Origin of the sequence: Streptomyces sp. NPDC051180 (assembly GCF_040689545.1) — a bacterium.
Classification (GTDB): Bacteria; Actinomycetota; Actinomycetes; order Streptomycetales; family Streptomycetaceae; genus Streptomyces.
This window is the reverse complement of the sequence record NZ_JBFBBC010000009.1, coordinates 179849-198376: the sequence shown is the minus strand read 5'-3', so window position 1 is coordinate 198376 and position 18528 is coordinate 179849. Positions and strand designations below refer to the sequence as shown.

Annotated in this window: 18 protein-coding genes and 2 pseudogenes; 7 read left to right on the top strand and 13 right to left on the bottom strand. The window is 73.0% G+C overall.

The window, feature by feature from the left end:
- Nucleotides 1-35: 35 nt before the first annotated feature.
- The 7 genes from AB0424_RS18445 to AB0424_RS18415 form a co-directional block, all read right to left on the bottom strand.
- A complete protein-coding gene (locus tag AB0424_RS18445; protein ID WP_366306604.1) occupies nt 36-881 on the bottom strand; it encodes a PmoA family protein in 846 nt (281 codons plus the stop codon).
- Complete coding sequence (locus tag AB0424_RS18440; protein ID WP_366306602.1) at nt 878-2074, bottom strand: Gfo/Idh/MocA family oxidoreductase; 1197 nt, start codon at nt 2072-2074, stop codon at nt 878-880. Before AB0424_RS18440 ends, AB0424_RS18445 begins: the two co-directional genes overlap by 4 nt.
- A complete protein-coding gene (locus AB0424_RS18435) occupies nt 2071-2994 on the bottom strand; it encodes a carbohydrate ABC transporter permease (protein WP_366306600.1) in 924 nt (307 codons plus the stop codon). Before AB0424_RS18435 ends, AB0424_RS18440 begins: the two co-directional genes overlap by 4 nt.
- Complete coding sequence (locus AB0424_RS18430; RefSeq protein WP_366306598.1) at nt 2991-3929, bottom strand: sugar ABC transporter permease; 939 nt, start codon at nt 3927-3929, stop codon at nt 2991-2993. The genes AB0424_RS18435 and AB0424_RS18430 overlap by 4 nt, the downstream gene beginning before the upstream one ends.
- A 124-nt stretch (nt 3930-4053) precedes the next feature.
- Entirely contained in the window at nt 4054-5787 is a 1734-nt protein-coding gene (araD, locus tag AB0424_RS18425) for an L-arabinonate dehydratase (RefSeq protein WP_366306596.1), read from the bottom strand.
- Nucleotides 5784-6686: a dihydrodipicolinate synthase family protein gene (locus tag AB0424_RS18420; protein WP_366306766.1), complete on the bottom strand. Its 903-nt coding sequence runs from the start codon at nt 6684-6686 to the stop codon at nt 5784-5786. The genes araD and AB0424_RS18420 overlap by 4 nt, the downstream gene beginning before the upstream one ends.
- Before the next feature lie 47 nt (nt 6687-6733).
- Entirely contained in the window at nt 6734-7384 is a 651-nt protein-coding gene (locus AB0424_RS18415; protein WP_366306594.1) for a GntR family transcriptional regulator, read from the bottom strand.
- A 473-nt stretch (nt 7385-7857) separates the two neighbouring features.
- Between AB0424_RS18415 and AB0424_RS18410 the strand changes: the two genes are divergently transcribed.
- Entirely contained in the window at nt 7858-8889 is a 1032-nt protein-coding gene (locus AB0424_RS18410; RefSeq protein WP_366306593.1) for a GNAT family N-acetyltransferase, read from the top strand.
- 79 nt (nt 8890-8968) lie between these two features.
- Here AB0424_RS18410 and AB0424_RS18405 read toward each other — a convergent pair whose 3' ends face one another.
- Entirely contained in the window at nt 8969-9508 is a 540-nt protein-coding gene (locus AB0424_RS18405) for an RICIN domain-containing protein (RefSeq protein WP_366306591.1), read from the bottom strand.
- Between the two features lie 454 nt (nt 9509-9962).
- On the opposite strand from AB0424_RS18405, the gene AB0424_RS18400 reads away from it, so the two are divergent.
- Nucleotides 9963-10397, top strand: coding sequence for a YdeI/OmpD-associated family protein (locus tag AB0424_RS18400; protein ID WP_366306589.1), 435 nt, complete (start codon nt 9963-9965; stop codon nt 10395-10397).
- Nucleotides 10398-10422: 25 nt separating this feature from the next.
- On the opposite strand, the gene AB0424_RS18395 is transcribed toward AB0424_RS18400, so the two are convergent.
- A complete protein-coding gene (locus tag AB0424_RS18395; protein WP_366306587.1) occupies nt 10423-10665 on the bottom strand; it encodes a hypothetical protein in 243 nt (80 codons plus the stop codon).
- On the bottom strand, nt 10662-11117 hold the full coding sequence (locus tag AB0424_RS18390; RefSeq protein WP_366306585.1) for a hypothetical protein: 456 nt from the start codon (nt 11115-11117) through the stop codon (nt 10662-10664). The genes AB0424_RS18395 and AB0424_RS18390 overlap by 4 nt, the downstream gene beginning before the upstream one ends.
- Before the next feature lie 94 nt (nt 11118-11211).
- On the opposite strand from AB0424_RS18390, the gene AB0424_RS18385 reads away from it, so the two are divergent.
- The 5 genes and pseudogenes from AB0424_RS18385 to AB0424_RS18365 form a co-directional block, all read left to right on the top strand.
- Nucleotides 11212-12051 carry a helix-turn-helix transcriptional regulator gene (locus tag AB0424_RS18385; RefSeq protein WP_366306583.1) on the top strand — a complete coding sequence of 280 codons (840 nt, stop codon included), beginning with the start codon at nt 11212-11214 and terminating at the stop codon, nt 12049-12051.
- The gene (locus tag AB0424_RS18380; RefSeq protein WP_366306581.1) at nt 12048-12254 is read left to right on the top strand and encodes a DUF397 domain-containing protein; all 207 of its coding nucleotides are present in this window, start codon (nt 12048-12050) and stop codon (nt 12252-12254) included. Before AB0424_RS18385 ends, AB0424_RS18380 begins: the two co-directional genes overlap by 4 nt.
- A gap of 650 nt (nt 12255-12904) precedes the next feature.
- A pseudogene (locus AB0424_RS18375) lies at nt 12905-14920 on the top strand (glycoside hydrolase N-terminal domain-containing protein).
- Nucleotides 14921-15081: 161 nt separating this feature from the next.
- Complete coding sequence (locus AB0424_RS18370; RefSeq protein ID WP_366306579.1) at nt 15082-15384, top strand: antibiotic biosynthesis monooxygenase; 303 nt, start codon at nt 15082-15084, stop codon at nt 15382-15384.
- Nucleotides 15385-15540: 156 nt separating this feature from the next.
- A pseudogene (locus AB0424_RS18365) lies at nt 15541-15630 on the top strand (IclR family transcriptional regulator); the annotation flags it as partial.
- 35 nt (nt 15631-15665) lie between these two features.
- Here the strand turns inward: AB0424_RS18365 and AB0424_RS18360 are convergent.
- From AB0424_RS18360 to AB0424_RS18350, 3 genes are read right to left on the bottom strand one after another with little or no spacing between them, the layout of a single operon-like run.
- Nucleotides 15666-16316 carry a lactate utilization protein C gene (locus AB0424_RS18360; RefSeq protein ID WP_366306577.1) on the bottom strand — a complete coding sequence of 217 codons (651 nt, stop codon included), beginning with the start codon at nt 16314-16316 and terminating at the stop codon, nt 15666-15668.
- Entirely contained in the window at nt 16313-17767 is a 1455-nt protein-coding gene (locus AB0424_RS18355; RefSeq protein ID WP_366306575.1) for a LutB/LldF family L-lactate oxidation iron-sulfur protein, read from the bottom strand. Before AB0424_RS18355 ends, AB0424_RS18360 begins: the two co-directional genes overlap by 4 nt.
- The gene (locus AB0424_RS18350) at nt 17764-18480 is read right to left on the bottom strand and encodes a (Fe-S)-binding protein (protein WP_366306573.1); all 717 of its coding nucleotides are present in this window, start codon (nt 18478-18480) and stop codon (nt 17764-17766) included. The genes AB0424_RS18355 and AB0424_RS18350 overlap by 4 nt, the downstream gene beginning before the upstream one ends.
- Between the last annotated feature and the right edge of the window lie 48 nt (nt 18481-18528).

The window sequence follows — 18528 nt, the reverse complement described above, 5'->3', positions numbered from 1 at the left end:
CCCGTGACCGCCCCGGCCCTGTGACGCCGCCGCGGTCACGACGCCACCGCCCTGCGGACCAGCGCCGCCGCCCCGGCCCGGTCGAGGCGGCCGTCGGCGACGACGGTGACCACCCGGCGTACCAGGGTCTCCCCGGCCGGCACCACGAGCCGTTCGGCCGAGGCCAGCGAGGAGCCGACGCCGGGGTACTCGGCTGCGCGCACGAACCACGGGTCGGCGCGGGTCGCCGCCGTCGCCCCGGCGAACACCAGCGTCCAGCCGTCGCCCGCGAGCGCCGCCCAGTCGGCCGCGGACCCGTGCACCGCCTCCTCGCCGTCCGCCTCCGCGCTGAACACCACCGGCGCCGCCGCCTCCTTGGGCGCACGCCAGAAGAAACCGCCGTAGGCGGCGCCGGGCCGTCCGTTCGTCGCGGGGCTGCCGATCGACAGCTCCCGTCCGGAGGCGTTGGCGAGCGAGAAGGTGAGGTCCAGGGCCCAGGCGGAGTCGGTGAGCGGGGCGGCCGCCACGGTCCGGTGCTCGCGGAACAGCAGCTCGCCGCCGGCCGTCCAGCTCAGCTCCTCGACGAAGCCGTCCGGGTCGCACAGCTTGAAGCCGTCGTGCCGCTGGACGCCGTGGTCGTCGAGCGCGACGGGGCCGCGCCCGCGGACGAAGGTGCGCCCGCCCCAGAAGTTGCGGCCGTCGACGTCGGCCACGGCGACGCCCGCCCCCAGGTGGTGCGGGTGGTCCTCCGGCAGGGTCTCGGTCACCACCCGCCCGGCCAGCGTGGTCACGGGGTGGAGGAAGGGCCGCGGGGCGTGGCCGGGGGAGAGCCCGGGCCGCGTGGTGTAGTGCGCGACGGTGCGGCCCGCGCAGCGCAGCGGGGTCGGCGTCCCGGCGTTCACCGGAGCTCCGCCCGGCTCGACGGCGCCCAGGCGACGCCGAGTTCGGAGAAGAGGCGCAGCCCGTCGGCGGCGGCGTCGACCAGCGCGTCCACGCCGTCGACGACCCGGCGCGGCGCGCTCCCGTCGGGCTCCTCGGTGTGCCAGTGCGCGGCGGGGATCGCCCGCGGCTCCGGCGCCGTCCGCACCGCCTCGACCACCCGCATGAACGCCCCGGTCGCCGCCGGCGGCACCCACAGCGGCTCGCCGTCCGTCACATGGGACACGAGGTTCTCCAGGAGGTCGGTGCGGCCGTACTCGATCTCCTCGGGCCCGTGCCCGGCCCGCTGCACCAGGACCCGGTCCTGGCGGTACCAGAAGGTGATCCGCCCCTGGCTGCCGTGGACGATCACGTACGGCTCCGAGGACTTCTCGGCGCAGAGCGTCGCGGCGACCGTGACCCGGGTGCCGGCCGACGTCACGACCCGTACCGCGGAGGTGTCGTCGGACTCGACGGCGTACGCCCGGAGCAGCTCGGTCTCGACGTGCTCGACGTCCTCGGCGCGGGTGGCGCCGCAGAGCGCCAGCGCGGTGGCGACGGCGTGCGCGAGCGGGTTGGTCAGCACCCCGTCGACGACGTCGGCGCCGTCGAGCCGCCGGCGTCCGGCCCAGGGCACGCGCCGGAAGTACGCCTCGTCCCGGACCCAGGCGCCGGCCGCGCCGACCCCGAGGAACTCGCCGACGGCGCCCTCCTCGACCATCCGGCGGATCGCGGGCACCGCGTGCGAGCCGAGCGACTGGAAGCCGATCTGGCAGGCGACGCCGGCCGCCGCGATCCCGTCGGCCATCCTGCGGAACTCCGCGTACGACGGGGCCGGCGGCTTCTCCAGGAGGAGGTGCGCCCCCTGGCGGGCGGCGGCGAGGGCCAGGTCGGCGTGGGTGGGGATCGGAGTGGAGAGCACGGCGATCCGGGCGCCGGTGGAGGCGAGGAGCGCTTCGAGGTCGGCGGACTGCTCCGGTTCCCCGAAGCCGTCCAGTTCGGCCGCGTCCAGGGGGCGCAGCTCGCACACCCCGGCGAGCCGGACGAGCCCCCGCTCCTGGAGGCGGCGGATGTTGAGGAGGTGGCTGCGGCCGTGGCCGCGGGCGCCGGCGAGGACGACCGGCAGCGGTGTGCGGGGGGTGTTCATGGCTTCCCTGTTCGTGTGGGGGGTGCTCATCCCTTCACCGCCCCGGCGCTGAACCCGGTGACCAGCCACTTCTGGATGAAGGCGAAGACGACGACGACGGGGACGGCGGCGATGACGCCGCCCGCGGCGAGCGCGCCGAGGTCGACGCTGTCGGCGCCCATGAGGGTGTTGAGACCGACCGGGATGGTCTGCTTGTCCTGGCTGCTGAGGAACATCAGGGCGAAGAGGAAGTGGTTCCAGGCGTGGACGAAGGCGAAGGAGCCGACGGCGACCAGCCCGGGCCGCAGCAGCGGCAGGACGACGATCCGGAAGGCGTGGAACCGGTTGCAGCCGTCGACCCAGGCCGCCTCCTCCAGGGAGTACGGCACGTTCCTGATGAAGCCGCTGATGAGGATCATCGACAGCGGGAGCTGGAAGACGGTCTCGGCGATGATGACGCTGCCCAGCGAGTTGATCATCCGCAGTTCGGCGAAGATCTGGAAGAGCGGTACGAGCAGCAGCGCGCCCGGCACGAACTGGGAGCAGAGCAGGGCCAGCAGGAAGCCCTTCTTGATCCGGAAGTCGAAGCGGGCCAGCGCGTAGCCGCCGGCCAGGGCGACGACCGTCGTCATCACCAGCACCGCGACGCCGATGAGCAGGCTGTTCTGGAAGAAGACGCCGAAGCTGCGCTCGTTCCACACCTTCTCGAAGTGCGCGGTGGTCATCGGCCAGGGCACGAGCGAGGTGGAGCCGGTGGGCCGCACGGCGAAGAGCAGGATCCAGTAGAAGGGGACGAGGGTGAAGAGGAGGTACACCCCCAGCGGCAGGTAGATCTGCCAGCGGGGCACCTCGTCCCAGGCCCGGCGCCTGCCGCGGGCGGCGGCGGGCGGCGTCCGGCCCGGCGGCGGGGCGTGCGGCGCGGTGGCCGCGGGGGCGGCCGGGGCCGCGCTCAGGGTGGACTCGGCCGTCATGCGACGTCGCCTCCGAACTTGCTCAGGCGCAGGTAGACCATCGAGCAGAAGAGAAGGATCACGAACGCCACCGTGGTGAGCGCGGAGGCGTATCCGAAGTTGTGGGCGTCGACGCTGGTGTGGGCGATGTACAGCGGCAGGGTGGTCGTCTCGCCCGCCGGACCGCCCCCGGTCAGCGTGTACAGCAGATCGACGTTGTTGAACTCCCAGACCGCGCGCAGCAGCGTGGAGAGGACGATCGCGTCCCGGATGTGCGGGAGCGTGATGTGGACGAACTGGCGGATGCGGCCCGCCCCGTCGACCTCGGCCGCCTCGTACAGGTCCTTCGGCACGGACTGGAGGTCGGCGAGGATGAGGATGGCGAAGAAGGGCACGCCCCGCCAGAGGTCGGCGACGATCGCCGCCGGGAACACCGTCGCCGTGTCGGACAGCCACGACGTGCCGTAGGTGCCCAGGCCCAGGTCGGCCAGGTAACGGGTGATCCCGGTCTGGGAGTTGTAGAGCAACACCCAGATCGCGGACGTCAGCACGCCCGACACCGCCCACGGCGAGAACACCAGCGCCCGTCCCAGGGCGCGGCCGACGAACGTCTGGTTGACGATCAGGGCGAGCGCGAGCCCGAAGAGGAGCTGGAGCGTCACCTCGACGGCGACCCACTTGAGGCTGAAGGTCAGCGTGCCCCAGAAGTGCGGGTCGTCCGTGAAGATGCGGGTGAAGTTCTCCAGGCCGGCGAACCCGTTCCGCCAGGGCTTCGTGGGGTTGTAGTGCTGGAGGCTGTAGTAGAAGACGCTGAGCACCGGGTAGGCGATGAAGCCCAGCATCAGCAGTCCGGCGGGAGCGATCAGCAGGTACGGCAGTCGGCGGGGCGTCGCTCCCGTGCGACGGCGCGCCCGGGCCGGGACGGCTCGGGGCGGTGGGGTCACAGCTGAGGCCATGACGGCGGCTCCGTTCTCGGTGAAGCGCTTCGCGAACGACGTTCGAGATCTCGGGCAGGCGGGACGGGGTGCGGGGCGGACGGACGGCCGGAGCGGCTGGGCGGCCGGTGCGGCCGGGCGGGGCTCAGCCCGCGTACGGATCGGGGGTGGAGCCCGGCCGGGACAGGAAGGCGAAGTCGCAGCCGGTGTCGGCCTGGGAGATCTGCTCCATGTACAGCGCGCCGTAGCCGCGCTCGTACCGGGCGGGCGGTGGTGTCCAGGCGGCCCGGCGGACGGACAACTCCGCGTCGGATACGTGCAGATGGAGGGAGCGGGCCGCGACGTCGAGGGTGATCGTGTCGCCCGTGCGGACCAGGGCCAGGGGCCCGCCGACGTGCGACTCGGGCGCCACGTGCAGCACGCAGGCCCCGTAGCTCGTCCCGCTCATCCGGGCGTCGGAGATCCGGACCATGTCCCGCACCCCCTGCTCCAGGAGGTACCGGGGGATCGGCAGCATGCCGTACTCCGGCATCCCCGGCCCGCCCTTCGGGCCCGCGCCGCGCAGCACGAGCACGTGGTCGGCGGTGATGCCGAGCGCCGGGTCGTCGATGGTCCGCTGCATCGTCCGGTAGTCGTCGAAGACGACCGCCGGACCGGTGTGCTTCAGCAGCCGCGGCTCGGCCGCGATGTGCTTGACGACGGCGCCGTCCGGGCAGAGGTTGCCCCGCAGCACGGCGACCCCGCCCTCCTCCGCCAGCGGCCTCGACCGCTCGCGGATCACCTCGTCGTCGTGGACCAGCGCCCCCGCGAGCTGCTCGCGCAGGGTCGGGTGCGACACCGTCGGCCGGTCCAGGTGCAGGACGTCGGTGAGCCGGGACAGGAACCCCGGCATCCCGCCCGCGAAGTGGAAGTCCTCCATGAGGAACCGCCCCCCGGGCCGCAGGTTCGCGAGCACCGGCACGGTCCGGGCGATCCGGTCGAAGTCGTCGAGCGTGAGCGTCACCCCGGACCGTCCGGCCATCGCGATCAGGTGGATCACCGCGTTCGTCGAGCCGCCCAGCGCCAGGACCGCCGCCACCGCGTCCTCGTACGCCTCCCGGGTGAGCAGCCGGGAGAGCCGCAGGTCCTGCCGCACCAGCTCGACGATCCGCAGGCCCGAGGCCGCGGCCATCCGGTCGTGGCCCGAGTCCACCGCCGGCACCGAGGAGGCGCCCGGCACCGTCACGCCCAGCGTCTCGGCCGCGGCGGTGAGCGTGGACGCCGTCCCCATGGTCATGCAGTGGCCGGGGGAGCGGGCCAGCCCGCTCTCCAGCTCCGCCATCTCGCAGTCGCCGATCGTCCCGGCCCGCTTCTCGTCCCAGTACTTCCACATGTCGGTGCCGGAGCCGAGGGTCTCGCCGCGCCAGTGGCCGGGCAGCATCGGGCCGGCCGGCACGAAGACCGTCGGCAGGTCGACCGAGGCGGCGCCCATCAGCAGCGCCGGTGTGGTCTTGTCGCAGCCGCCCATCAGCACCGCCCCGTCCACCGGGTAGGAGCGGAGCAGCTCCTCGGTCTCCAGGGCCAGCAGGTTGCGGTAGAGCATCGGGGTCGGCTTCTGGAAGGTCTCCGACAGGGTGGAGACCGGGAACTCGAGGGGGAAGCCGCCCGCCTGCCACACGCCCCGCTTCACCGCCTGCGCGCGGTCGCGCAGGTGGACGTGGCAGGGGTTGATGTCGGACCAGGTGTTGAGGATCGCGATCACCGGCTTCCCGAGGTGCTCCTCGGGAAGGTAGCCGAGCTGCCGGGTGCGGGCCCGGTGGCTGAACGAGCGCAGCCCGTCCGTGCCGTACCACTGGTGGCTGCGCAGCTCCTCGGGCCGGCGGCCCTCGCCGGCGCTCATATCGGCCACCCGCCGGCGATCGCCGCGACCTCGGCCCGCTCCGGCTCCGGGAGCTCCCGGCTCGGCGGGCGGACCGCCCGGCGGCACAGGCCGAGCGAGGCGAGCGCCTCCTTGACGACGGTGACGTTGTCGGCGCTGCCGTTCGCCGCCCGCAGCTCCTCGAAGCGCCGGATCCGCTCCCACACCTTCATGGCCGTCGGATAGTCGCCCGCCCGCAGCGCGTGCAGCATCTCCAGGGAGAGCGCGGGGGAGACGTTGACCAGGCCGGAGGTGAAGCCGGTCGCCCCGCTCGCGAAGTACGCGGGGGCGTACGGCTCGGCGAGGCCCGCCACCCACACGAAGCGGTCGAGGCCCGCGTCCCGGGCGAAGCCGGCGAACCGGGCCGCGTCCGGGACCGCGTACTTCACGCCCACGACGTTGGGGCAGGCGCCGCCGAGCTCGGCGAGCCGGGCCCCGCTCAGGAGCGGGTTGCGGATGTAGGGGACGACGCCGAGCTCCGGGACGGCCTCGGCGATCGCGCGATGGTAGTCGACCCAGCCGCTCTCGGAGACGTACGGGTGGACGGGCTGGTGGACCATCACCATGTCGGCGCCGGTGGCATGGGCGTGCCGGGCGGCCTCGACGGCGGTCGGCACGTCGTGGCCGACGCCGACCAGGATCACTGCGCGGCCGCCGGCCTCCTCGACGGTCGCCTCGGTGACGGCCCGGCGCTCCTCGGGGGCGAGCGCGTAGAACTCGCCGGTGTTGCCGTTGGGGGTGAGGGTCCGCACCCCGCCGTCGAGCAGCCGCCGCAGCAGCGCGCGGTGGGCGGCGGTGTCGACCGAGCCGTCCTCGGCGAAGGGGGTGACCGGGATCGCCACGACGTCGGCGAGGGCGGTCCTCAGCGTCTCGAATTCCATGGTGCCTCGCAGTTCGCTCACGGGCTGTGCGCCCACGGGGTGGACGCTCACTCGCTGTTCACGGGCGAAGCTGGGAAGGCGCGCTCGACGAACGAGGCGATGTGCTCGTGCACCGCCCGCCCGGCCCCGGCGACGTCCCCCGCGACGGCCAGCCGCAGGATCTCCTCGTGCTCCGCGGCCTCGCGCTCCCAGGAGGGGACGGCGGCCCAGGCGACCGTCGAGACCAGGGCGGCCTGGTCCCGGACCTCGTCGAGCATCCGGCCGAGCAGCGGATTCCCGCAGGGCAGGTAGAGCGCACGGTGGAACTCCCGGTTGGCCAGCGACCGTTCCGCCGGGTCCTCGGCGCCCGCGGCGCGCCGCAGCGCCTCGTGGGCCGCGTCGAGCGGGGCGCCGGAGGCGACGGCGCGGCGGACCGCCTCGGGCTCCAGGAGCAGCCGCACGTCGTACACGGCGCGGGCCATGTCCGCGTCGACCATCCGGACCGTGACGCCCTTGTACTGGTTCATCACCACGAGCCCGCTGCCCGCGAGGGTCTTGAGCGCCTCGCGCACCGGCGTCTTCGACACCCCGAAACGCGTGGCGAGTTCGGTCTCCACGAGCGCCTGGCCCGGTCTGAGACCCCCGGTGAGGATGTCGTGCTTGATCGCCTCCAGGACGTACTGGGTGCGGGATGGGATGGGACTCGGGGCGAAGGCCATGGAGCACTCTCAGATCTCGTGTATCGCGTCTCATATATGACGTACGAAGTGCAACGGGCATGAAACTAGGGGGGCGTTCACGTTTCGTCAATGCTTCGCACAGGCTTCGTGAAAGCGTTTTCTATCGCGCCCGACCAGCGGGGCGCCTGGCTCACGCGCGAGGGCGTCCACGCCTCGTACGGCACCGAAGTCCGCGCGTCCTGCGCCCCGGGCGCTGAGCGTCACGGACGCCGACGGCCCGCCCCTCGCCGACGCCGGCGGGCCGCGCCCTGGGCTGGCTCGCTGCCGCCGTGCTCGCCACCGTCTTGATCGCTCGCTCGACGGTGTTGCGATTCTTGTACCGCTCTTCGTCGAAGCCGGAAGGCCGGACGCCGCGACGCTCTGAGGCTTCTTGCGCGGCCTGCCGGGCCGGCACCGTGGGACGCTGGTCTTCTCCAGAGTCCTGATCGGCACGGCCTACGCTTCCGAGATCGATGACACCGCACATCCAACGTAACGGGGGTCTTGGTGTGAGCGGGAACGGCGGCAACGGGCGCGCATCGCCGGGACAGTTGCCTGGCTACGTCCTCCGGCCGTATCGCGGCCACGAAGACCACGGCGCCATGGCCGCTGTGCGGCTCGGCTGTGCGGAGTGGGACCGGATCGACGCCCGCTCGGTCGTGGAAGGTCTCCCGACGGCAGCCGAGATCGCCGAAGCCTCCGCCCGGCTCGACGACCCGTCCGAGAACCAGGCATTGGTGGAGCACGACGGTGGTGTCGTCGGCTACGCGACGATCAGGTGGTGGCAGGAGCGGGACGGGACGCGGTTGTACCTGCACCGCGGCTACCTGCTGCCCGAGCACCGCGGCCAGGGCATCGGCTCAGCCTTGCTGAGCTGGGCGGAAAGCCGTATCCGCCGGCTCGTGCACCAGCATGGAACCGCACGGACGGCCGTGATCGGCGCGAACGCCATGGCCTCTCAACAGGATGCGACGGCGCTCCTGCTCGACGCGGGATACCGGCGTGTCTTCAGCCTGGTGGAGCTGGAGCTGGCCGATCTCCGACAGCTCCCCGACGGCAAGCCGTTGCCGGCCGGCATCCGCGTCGGAGCCGTCGATCCAAGCAGCTACCGCGCGGCCTGGAAGACGGTCGTCGATTCCTATGCGGAGGCCGCCTTCACCGAGAGGTGGACGTTCGAGAGCTTCCTCGCCACGGCCGACCCGACCTGCTGGCGGGCTGCTTGGGATCGGGAGGATATGGCCGGTGTCGCCCTGTGCTCCATCCATCGGCGTGACGCCACCATGGGCGAAGTCGAGGAATTGAGCGTCCGGAAGGAGTCACGGCGTCTGGGACTCGGGCGGGCCCTGCTACTGGACGGGCTGCGATGCCTTCGCGGGCACGGTGCGGAGACTGTCCGGTTGTACACCGGGACCGCGAATCCGCACCGATCCTACGACCTCTACGAGGGCGTAGGGTTCCGGCGCCAGAACGAGTACGTCCGCTACCGCAAGCCGATCTCCGTCTGATCCGGCAGAGGTAGCTCCGCGGCGCCGTGTCGGTGCGGATTCCCGAAGACTGAGCCCGGCTTGGTCGCCCGGACAGGTCCTAGGCCACGGACCTGATGTCGAACGTCTGGTTGGCACCCGTGGTGCACGACCACAGACGCGCGGGGGCACCCGCCTGCGTGCTCCAGTCGGCTATCTCCAGGCACTTGTTCGCGGCGTACGAGTACTCCATGACGAGACCGAACTGACCGCGGAAGGTCTGGTTGAGACCCCAGTGGCAGTCCCACTGGTTGGCGGTCGCACCGTTGTTGCGCCCCCAGCCACCGATCTCCAGGCACTTGCCGCTGTTGACGTTCACGTAGTAGTACGCCCCGTGGTTGTCCTTGGGGGAGTAGCGGTTCCACTTCTGGTTGGCTCCACCGGTGCAGGGCCACTGGCGGACGGCCGCGCCGTTCGCCTTGCTCCAGTCGGCAACCTCAAGGCACTGGCCGGAGTGCTCTGCGCGGATCTCGACGGTGGCCAGCCAGTAGTCCGGGCCGGCCGCCTGGGCCGGAGCGGCCGAGACGCCGAAGACGAGACCGAGGGATGCGGCGAGAACGAGCAGGCCGTGCCGGGCACGGGTGAACGAGAAGAGCTTCATGATCCTCTGCAATCGGACGAGGGTTTTCCGGCGAGCGGCCGGAAGCGCCGTTCATGATCGCATAGGTTGCGGCAGTAGATGATCTTGAGGCGCGTCGGCGACGATCCGTCAGATGCCTTTTGAGCTGGCCTGTTTAGCGGAACCGGTCCCTCCGTCCGGCCGTTCCCGAGCGGTCAGGAGGAGTCTGGCCGGAGGCTTCGTCCGCACGGTCCGGAGGGTCCGCGCCTGAGGGCGGTGGGTGCCCGACTCCCGTGCTCGGTCGCGCCCCGGGGCCGGATGCGCTCGTATCGGGAACTGGTCCGCGACATGGCCGAGATGCGGCGCCGAGGCGCGGAAGGCCGGGGCTACGATCCTCAGGCCCGTCGTCGCCCAGCGGGGCCGGCCGTCCGGAGCGGCTCCCGAACCCGGGCGGGGCCGATGCGTCGTATGCCGGCAGGACAACTGGAGGAAGAGCATGAAGTTTCGGTCCGAGGTCGAGCCGCCCGAGCGCATGCGCGGTCTGGAGGTTCCGCCCGAGGTGGTGGAGGCTCTCGGGGGAGGCGCGCGACCTCCGGTGACGATCACCGTCAACGGGCATTCCTGGAAGAGTCGGGTCGCCATCATGCGAGGCCGCCACCTGCTCGGCCTCAGCAAGGCCAACCGGGAGGCCGCCGGCGTCGAGACCGGCGAGGAGGTCGAGGTCGAGCTGGAGCTCGACACCGAGCCCCGCGTCGTCGTCGAGCCCCCGGACTTCGCCGCCGCCCTGGACGAGGACCCCTTCATTCGCGCTGCGTACGACAGCCTCTCCCACACCCACAAGCGCCGGCACGTGCTCGCCATCGAGAGCGCGAAGGGGGCCGACACGCGCCGCCGACGCATCGAGAAGGCCATCGACACCCTCCGCGGCTGACCCCGGGACACGAGCCGCCGCCGCGTCACCCGCCGCCCGCCTCGCCCGCGGTCTCGGCGGTCACCAGCGCGACGAACTCCAGACGAACCGCGAACGTGGTGTGCCCGGTGGCCGCGGTGTGCGCCTCGCACCCGGCCACCCCCGCTCCGGGCAGCGGCGCCGGCTCCGCCTCCCACGCCCACCCGCCGTCCAGGCATCGCGAGGTCACGGTGAGCTCCGACTCCGGCCCGGGGTGCCTCACCATGCGGTAGACCCGCGCGACCGTCACGCCCCCTCCCGGGGCGTCGTCCTCGGCTCCTCGTGCGGGTGGCCGCGGATCTCCACCCGGAAGTCCGCAGCCGCCGAATGGTCGTGCGTCCGAAGGCTGTACCGCTCCCGCTCCGCGGCGGCGTCACAGGTGGCGCAACCCGGAACCGCCACGGCCGGCGGTACGGGGTCCACCGACAGGACCACCGGCCGCTCCGGGCCCGTCTGCCCCAGGCGGGCCGCCCTCGTGACCGGCGTGGTGAGCACGCGGATCAACGCCTGCTCCTCCCCGGTCGGCCGTCGCAACTCGCCCGGCACCGCCGTCCATCCGCCTCCTCCGCCCGGCCGTTGCAGATGGACGAACTCTCCGTCCCAGGCGGTCACCTTCCCGAGGCGTGGCCTTCCCTCGGGTGTGTCTGCCGCCATGAACGCCCCGAGGTCGGGGACGGGGGCGGGGCGGTCGGGTTCGGGCATGGGTGCTCCTCTCCGTAGCGGTTTCACTACCAGGAGCCATCAGCGTGACCTACAGTCGATATTCCTTCAACGTGCGGGCGACGGAGGGAGAGTTGTGGTCAATCGCAAGGTGCTGGAGCCCGACAGTGGGCCCCTGGCCGCTTACGGGGCGCGTGTGCGCAGGTTGCGCGAGGAGCGCGGCTGGACGCAGGAGGATCTGGCGGAGCGGACGAGGTACTCCAGTAAACACATCTCCGCGGTCGAAACCGGCAGTCGACCCTCAACTCCCAAATTCTCGGGAGTACTCGATGCGGCCTTCGGGCTGACGGGAACGGATCAGTCCTTCGATCGCGAGCGCCAGCGGCTGCGGCTCGGTGCGCTCATGGAGGGCTTCCCGGAATACGCCCATCGGGAGCGTAGGGCTGTGGAGATCCGGTTGTTCGAGATCGGGGTCGTCCCGGGCCTCCTTCAGACGCCCGAGTACGCACGGGCTCTGGCGCACGCTGCGGTGGCGCGGGGATCCATCACGAGCGAGCAGGCCGAAGAACGTGTCACGTTCCTGAGCGAGCGTCAGCGGATTCTGGAGCGTGAGCGGCCTCCGATGCTGTTCGTCGTGATGGACGAGAGCTGCATCCGTCGCCTTGTCGGCGGCCGTGCGGTCATGGCCGCGCAGCTTGACCAGCTCGTGAGGCTGGCGGCGCGCCCGTACACCGTCGTTCAACTGGCTCCGTTCGACATAGGGGAGCGGCGTGCGATCAACCGCCCGGTGAACCTCGCGACGCTGCCCGATCGATCCGTGCTGTCCTACGCCGAGTCCCAATCCCAGGGCCACTTGGAGAAGGAAAGCGGAGCTGTGTCGGCCATGCTCACGCTCTACCATCAACTCGCGGCGGAATCGCTCTCACAGGCGGACACCGTGGCCATGATCGAGGGAGCGCGAAAGGGCATGCTGTGACGACCGATTCCCCCCGTTGGTTCAAGTCCACCTACAGTGACGACGGCGGCAACTGCGTGGAAGTCGCCCTCGACCTCGTGCCCTCCCTCGACGCCGTCCCCGTCCGCGACTCCAAGCGCCCGGCCGGTCAGCCCCTCGTGCTCTCCGCCGCCGCCTTCACCGCCTTCATCGACTCGCTCAAGGCGTGCCGGGCCGGCAACTGAGGAGGTAAGCCGCTCGCACGCCAAGGGCCCGGCACCGGACGAATGCCGCTTCAGGTCCCCACGCCGGCTCGCCCCGAGAACTCCAGCCGCGCCGGCCGTACCGCCCCCCGCAGGCTGACACGCAGGTCCGTGACGGCCCGGATGTCCACGGGGGCGGTCAGCGTCCGGTAGCTGTACGGGCCGGGCCGTCGGTGCACGGCGCCCGCCCGCGTCCTCGCCGGGGGGAGACGAGGACGCGGGCCGTCCTCCACGGTGAACGTCTCGGCGGAGGCGCGATCGGCGGCAACCTTCACGGCTCCGGCGGCGACAAAGGGGTAGCCCCCGTCCCGAGGTGCACAAGGAGGTGCCCGTCCCATGGGCTTCGACCCGGAACGTCTCCCGTACGACCCAGCCGCCCGGCTCCTTCGCCGACGCGCGGACGAGGCCGTCCTCGGCGACCGACAGGTAGCGGTACGCGGAAGGTGCCGCAGTCGGTGCGCCCGTCCGCGTCGAGGGGCCGGCACCCTGTGGTCCGAGGAGATCACCCCCGCCGACGGCGCGGTGACCGTCGCCGCCGTCCTGGAGCGGCACGAGGTCGCCGCCCGGGACCGACTCATCGCCACCGGCACCGGGGGAGACGGCGCTCCGGTCCCTGGCACGGAGGGACGCGGATGATCCACGGCACCTGGGAACCCGCTCCTGCCGCCCGCTGGGAGGACGCCTTCCTCGCCGGGAACGGGTGCCACGGCGCCCTGGTCCACGGCGACCCCGACGACGACCCCGTCACGGTCACCCACCGCACCCTCGTCCGGCCGAGCGACCCGCCCGCCGCCACCGCACCGCCCCGCCAGGATGCCCGGTACCACCCCGCACTCCGGGACGCCCTGCTCGGAGGGGACCCCGCCGCGGCCGAGACGTTCACCGACGGCCACCCACTGCGTCGGGTCCAGCCCATCCATCCCGGATTCCGCACCCGCGTCCGCCGCGCGCCCGCGCCCGGGGCCCTCCCGGTGCGCCGGTCCGTGGACGTCACCACCGGGGTCGTCACGGGCGCCTGTGGGGAGCGGCGGAGCGAGGTCTTCGTCTCCCGCGCCGACGACGTCGTCGTGCAGTACGTGACCGCGCCCGGCCCCTCGGTCGAGATCGACCTCGACCACCGGCTGCCCGGGGTCCCCGCGGGCCTCGCGATCGGCCGGGGCGTCGCCACCGCACGGCGCGAGTGCGTCCTCTCCCTCTGCGCCCGCTACCCGGACGGTCCTCTCGGCTACACCGGCCTCACCCTCCTGGTCACCGACACCGGCCGCACCTCCCTCACCGCCTCCGGCGTACGGATCGAGGGCGCCGGCCGGCTGCTCCTCCTCACTCGCGTCCGCCGCCACGCGGAGGGCTTCGATCTGGACGGGGAGACGGCGGCGCTGCGATCGCTGGTCACCGGAACGGGAGTCGGAGCGGGAGCCGGAGCCGGGGCTGGAGCCGGACCCGGAGTCGGAGTCGGAGTCCGCGACGGAATCGGTTCCGGAGCCGGAACCACTGATCCCGCCGCCGTCCGCGCCCGGCTGCTCGCCCGCCACACCGCCCTGCACGCACCCGCCTAGCGGCGCGTCACGCTCGACCTCGGGGCCGACCGGGCCGAGGGGGCCCTCCCCGGTTCGGCGCCCCTCCAGCGCCCCGAGAGCCCCGCCCTGCTCGAACGCCTCTTCGCCGCGGGCCGCTACCACCTGCTCTCCTCCTCCGGGATGCCGCCCCGGCTGCCCGGTCTCTGGACGGGGGACTGGGACGCCGCCTGGTCCGGGGCGCTCACCACCCACGCCGACCCGAACCTCCAGACCGCCTCCGCCGGCGGTGTCGACCTGCCCGAGGCGACGCGGGCACAGGCGACGCTGGTGAACAGACACGTGGACGGATGGCGGGAGAACGCCCGGGCGATCTTCGGAACCCGGGGCGCGGTCGACGTCACTGTGGACATCGCCGCCGCACGCCACGCCCTGCGCGCCGCCGCGGACCGCGCGCCCGCCGCGGACGCGGCGCGCTGGCGTGCGCTCACCGACCGCCTCCCGCCGTACCGGGTCAACGACGACGGGGCGCTCGCCGATCGGGCCTTGCCCGGCCTCGGCGACCACTACCGGCACCGGCGCCTCAGCCACCTCCACCTCAGCCACCTCCACCCCGTCCGGCCACTGGACGAGATCGATCCGTACGACACCCCGGACCCGGCCCGCGCCGCGCGCCGCGGCCTCGAACTGTGCGGCAGCGAGGACGATTCGGGCTACGGCCATCTCCACCATGGCCTGGTCGCCGCCAGGTTGGGGGATTCGGCCCGCACCGGTGACGCCCTCCGGCAGATCCTCGCCGGGGACTACTTCCACGACTCCCTGATGAGCTCGCGCTATCCGGCCCGCGACGTCCACGACGCCGCGCACGCCCTGCCGGCCCTCCTGATCGAGTGTCTCGTCCAGTCCGCGTCCGGCCGACTCGTCCTCCTGCCCGCGCCGCCGTCCCTGTGCCCGCGCGGCCGTGTCGACGGTGTACGGACCCGGTTCGGCGCCCGCCTGGACCTGACCTGGTCGCCGGGGTCGTACCGCGCGCTCCTCCACGCCGACCGCGACGCCGACGTCGAGGTGCGGACCCCCGCGGGGACGTCCCGGCTCGTGCTCCGCCGGGGCGAGCAGTGCGTGATCGGCGGCTGAACTCGGTGGCCGACAGGCGGGGACGGCACGCGCGCGGAGCGGATCGCCCGTCCCATGGAGGTCATGAACAGAACTGTTCAGTCTTGACAGTGAACTGGTCGGTGTAGTTCGGTCTGGGGTGAGGGCGGCGCCGGTCGCCCCGAGGCGAGGGAGGCCGGGAGATGTTCGCGGTGATGTACCGGTGGCGTGCGCGTCCGGGGCACGAGCAGGCGCTCGTCGACGGTTGGCACCGGGTGACCGAGGCCATCCGCCGGGAGTGCGGCAGCTACGGCTCCCGGCTCCACCGGGCGGACGACGGCACCTGGGTGGCGTACGCCCGCTGGCCCGACCGGCAGACGCGCGAGCGGTGCGGGACGCCCGACCCCGAGGGCGAGGCGATGATGCGCGAGGCGATCGCCGAGTACTACCCCGAGACGCGTCTCTCCGTCGTCGACGACCTGCTCGCCGAACCGGCGGCCCGCTGACGGCCCCGGCCGCCGGCGTCCGCGACGGATGCCCGGTCCGTGTCCACCGGGCAGCGGTCCTGACGCGGACCGGGTGCCGGCGACAGGCCGCCCGCGGTGGTCTCCGTCCGCGATCTCGGTCGTGGTGCGCCAGGCCGGACGGCGCGAGGACGGGGTGTGTGCAGGGGGCGACTCGTAGCGGCGGTGGCCAGGGCCTTCGACCTGCTGGAGCTCTTCCTCCAGGGCGACCTGACGCTCTCCGCCCCCACCGCCCGCCGAACTCCGGCCGGCGCGCCACGGCGTCAGCCGCCGTCGGTCACCAGGACGACCTCCAGGGTGCGCGGCCCGTGGACGCCCTCCACCCGGTCGAGTTCGATGTCGCTCGTGGCGGAGGGGCCGGAGATCCAGGTGAGCGGGCGCGTCGGATCGAGCCGGGGGAGCGCCTGCGGCACCGACGCCACCACCTGGCCGGGGGCCCGCACCACGCACACGTGCAGATCGGGGACGAGGGTGAGGGCCCGCCGGCCCTGGCCGGGGCCGCCGTCGAGGACGATCGTGCCGGTCTCGGCGACGGCCAGCGCACAGCCCGTCACCACGGCGTCGGTGGCGTCGAGTTCGTCCGGCGTCATCGGAGGGTCGTCGGTCCGCAGCTCGGCGTCGGTGGCGCCGAGCCAGCCGGCGGGCAGCCCGGGCGGGACGACGACGCTGCGCGCGCCGCGCTCCGCGAGCAGCCGGGCGATCACCTCGCCGAGTCCGTCAGGCGTCGTGCGGCGGACGTGGGCGCGGTAGTCGGCGAGGTTCTCGTGGAGCAGGTCGAGGACGGCGTCCGGGTCGTCCGGGACGTGGCTCACGCGGTACTCGCGGGTCACGCCTGGCGCCTCCGGGGCGTCGGCGACGGCGGCGCGGATGTGTGCGAGGACCCGCGCGCGGGAGGCCGTGGTGTCGGGTGTCATGTCCGGTTCTTCCTCCACCAGTCGCGGAACGGTTCGGCGGGCGCCTCGGGCAGGTCGCGGTGGTCCGACCACTGCCGGGCGCCCGGCCCCGGCAGCCGTCGCGGGTGCAGCGCGCGGGTCGCGGAGGCGAGCCGCTCGCCGGCCGCCAGCGCGCGCGGACGGTCGAGCAGCCAGGTGGCGGCCGTGACGGCGGCCCGTTCCAGGCGGTGCCCGCCCTGTCCGGCGACCCGCTCCCGCAGGTGGACCAGCACTTCGGGGATGTCGATCGCGACGGGACACACCTCGTAGCAGGCCCCGCAGAGCGAGGAGGCGTACGGCAGCGAGGCGTCGATCGCGCTCGTCGTGCCCCGCAGCTGCGGGGTGAGGATCGCGCCGATCGGGCCGGGGTAGACGGAGCCGTACGCGTGGCCGCCCGCCCGCTCGTACACCGGGCAGACGTTGAGACAGGCCGAGCAGCGGATGCACCGCAGCGCCTGGCGTCCCACCTCGTCGGCGAGCACGTCGGTGCGGCCGTTGTCCAGGAGGACCAGGTGGAAGGCGCGCGGCCCGTCGCCGTCGGTCGTCCCGGTCCACATCGAGGTGTACGGGTTCATCCGCTCGGCCGTCGAGGAGCGGGGGAGCGTCTGGAGGAACACCTCCAGGTCGCGCCAGGTGGGCACCACCTTCTCGATGCCGACGACCGAGATGAGGGTCTCGGGCAGCGTCAGGCACATCCGGCCGTTGCCCTCGGACTCGACGACGACGAGGGTGCCGGTCTCGGCGACCATGAAGTTCGCCCCGGAGACGCCGACCCGGGCCCGCAGGAACTTCTCCCGCAGGTGCAGCCGCGCGGCCTCGGCCAGTTCGGCCGGCTCGTCCCCGAGCCCCTTGGGCGCCGGGCGCCCCCAACGCCCCATCCGCTCGCGGAAGACGTCCCGGATCTCGCCGCGGTTGCGGTGGATCGCCGGCACCAGGATGTGCGAGGGGCGGTCGTCACCGAGTTGGACGATCAGCTCCGCGAGGTCCGTCTCGTAGGCGGCGATGCCCTCGGCCTCCAGGTGCTCGTTGAGCCCGATCTCCTGGGTGGCCATCGACTTGACCTTGACGACCTCCGTCTCGCCCGTCGCCCTCACCAGCTCGGTGACGATCCGGTTGGCCTCGTCCGCGTCGGCGGCCCAGTGCACGGTGCCGCCGGCGGCCGTCACCGCCTCCTCCAGCCGGAGCAGATGGGTGTCGAGGTTCCGCAGGACGTCGTCCTTGATCCGCTTGCCCGCCTCGCGCAGCTCGGCCCAGTCGTCCAGCTCCGCCACCGCCCGGGCCCGCTTGTCCCGGATGGTGTGCGTGGCGTGCCGGAGGTTGGCCCGCAGCCGTTCGTCGCCGACGGCGTCGTGCGCCGCCTCCGGGAACGACGGCATGCCGAGGAAGGCCCGCCCGTCACCCGGTCCGCCCGTGCGGGTCGTCCCACCGCTCATCGCCAGGGCTCCTCTTCCGTGCTCGCCAGGATCTCCGCCAGGTGCAGCGCCCTCAGCGGCGCGTCCCGCCGCCTCAGCATCCCGCCCACGTGCAGCAGACAGGAGTTGTCCGCGCCGCAGAGCACCTCGGCTCCGGTGGACAGCGCGTTCGCGATCTTGTCGGCGCCCATCGCCGCCGACACGTCCGGGTTCTTCACCGCGAAGGTACCGCCGAAGCCGCAGCACTCCTCCGCGCCCGGCAGCTCCACGAGCTCCAGTCCCCTCACCGCCTCCAGAAGGCGCCGGGGACGCTCGCCGAGCCCCAGCATCCGCAGCCCGTGACAGGACGGGTGGTAGGTCACCCGGTGCGGGAAGTATGCGCCGACGTCCGTCACCCCCAGCACGTCCACGAGGAACTCCGTCAGCTCGTACGTCCGCGGAGCCAGCCCCGCCGCCTGCGCGCCGAACCCCGCGTAGTGCGAGCGGACCATCGCCGCGCACGACCCGGACGGGGTCACCACGTGGTCGTACCCCTCGAAGGCGCTGACCGTGCGTCGGACCAGCGGGGCGGCCAGGTCGCGGTAGCCGGTGTTGTACTGCGGCTGCCCGCAGCAGGTCTGCGCGGCGGGGAAGTCGACCTCCACGCCCAGTCGTTCGAGCAGCCGGACCACGGCCACCCCCGTCGCAGGGAAGACGGCGTCGTTGACGCAGGTGACGAACAGGGCGACGCGCATCACGGGTTCCTCGAGGACGGTTCGAGCCGGGCCCCGGCCGCGCCCGGG